Raw genomic sequence first — 1,559 nt, forward strand, 5'->3', positions numbered from 1 at the left:
AAGGTATCCTTTATGTCTATTTCCGTCAAGATTCCAAACCCCTCTTCCTTCAGAGCTTTTGTAACTTTAATAATTACCTCTTCAAAACCCATTTTCAGTTCTTTATTAAAATAGTATTTCATATCTCTATTCTTTAAATTATAAATATATAATTACCCCTTGTATGCTATAATTAATAGCAAAAATAACCCGCGTATTTATACAATTCCCCGTTAGCCGTTTGAAACGTAGCTTTACTCAAAATAGTTACTCTTTAAAAATAAAACATTAGTTGTTTAAAACATCAAATTAGAATAGATCATACTTTTCAGGTCCTTGGGCAATCCGTCACGGATATCTTCCATTTCTCCCAAAGAGATATATTTTCTAAGATAGATAAACGTAGTATTAATGTATCGCTCTGCTACCTCCTCACTATATTCAAAATCGTTCACTGCGGCAGGACCATCGTATTGTCTGACAAGATCAATAAACCCTGCCATATGCTTTATCTTAGGTTTTTTCTTTGTAAGCTTCCATCCGTGAACGTAAGCACCCTTGATAAACATGGGTAATTGAGCAATTAATTGTAATGATTCTTCGGGCGGGATCATATCGCGAAGGGCGTGCATAATGGCTATGAAAATGCGCCCTGCTTTGTCTGTATCGGTTCCGAGGTTCATTTGCTTTGCATACTCCTTTATAAAGGTGTTTCCCTCTGCTGCGTATTGATTAAAATTGAGTGCCATAATACATAGTTATTAAGTGAAGTATAAATTTGACTGTTTTTGTTTGTCTTCCAAATGACCTTCGTCATTTTAAAAGCACAATTCCGGATTTATCTTTGGTAATAAACCAGAAATACAGGCGAGATGAAAAACATACTGATTCCAACAGACTTTTCAGGTAATGCGTGGAATGCCATTTGCTATGCCCTGGAATTCTTTAAGAACGAAAAATGTAAATTCTACTTTCTTCATACCTATATCCCAGCTTTTTATCGGATGGACTATGCGCTGGGGGGGCCTGAATTTAGTGCCATTCCCGATATGGAAGTGGAAGTAGCCCTGGCTGGATTGGAAAAAACCCTTGAGGACGTCAAGGAAAAATTTCCAAACAAGAAACATACCTTTGAAACTGTTTCGGCCTTTAATACGTTAACAGACGAGATCAACGAGCTATCAGAAAAAAAGAAAATTGATTTGGTGGTCATGGGTACCCAGGGGGCTACCGGGGTGAAGCAATTATTTTTGGGTACTAGTACCGTTTTTGTAATACGAAAAGCCGTTGTGCCGGTATTGGTCATTCCTAAAAATTGTAAGTTTAAGTCCATCAAACATGTGCTCCTGCCTTCGGACTATTTGTCTTCCTATGAAAAAGATGACGTCTACGCTATTATAGAAATAGCAAAAATGCACCAGGCTAAAATTACGGTTCTTCATATAAAAGAAGCAGAAAACCTGCCCGATGTACAACTGAAAAACAAAATGATCTTGTTAAAACTTCTTGCTAATTCAGCCTACCAAGAAGTGGAAGCCATAGGCAAACCTCTGCCCGAAGCTATTCTGGAGTATGTAGAG

2 protein-coding genes and 1 pseudogene are annotated in these 1,559 nt (G+C 37.4%); 1 reads left to right on the forward strand and 2 read right to left on the reverse strand.

The window, feature by feature from the left end; genetic code table 11:
* Positions 1 to 122 (reverse strand): annotated as a pseudogene (locus WBM49_RS06625) (DUF302 domain-containing protein); the annotation flags it as partial.
* Between the two features lie 153 nt (positions 123 to 275).
* Positions 276 to 728 carry a DUF2267 domain-containing protein gene (locus WBM49_RS06630; RefSeq protein ID WP_424371271.1) on the reverse strand — a complete coding sequence of 151 codons (453 nt, stop codon included), beginning with the start codon at positions 726 to 728 and terminating at the stop codon, positions 276 to 278.
* 123 nt (positions 729 to 851) lie between these two features.
* Here WBM49_RS06630 and WBM49_RS06635 point away from each other — a divergent pair.
* Positions 852 to 1,559: universal stress protein (locus tag WBM49_RS06635; protein ID WP_424371272.1), on the forward strand; the 708-nt coding region annotated here is incomplete at its 3' end.

It is taken from the genome of Muriicola sp. (assembly GCF_049669965.1).
In the GTDB taxonomy this organism is placed as follows: Bacteria; Bacteroidota; Bacteroidia; order Flavobacteriales; family Flavobacteriaceae; genus Muriicola.

What these genes read in the sequence shown, in the direction of transcription:
- WBM49_RS06630 (WP_424371271.1), bottom strand. Translation starts at nt 728, where the DNA reads ATGGCACTCAATTTTAATCAATACGCAGCAGAGGGAAACACCTTTATA.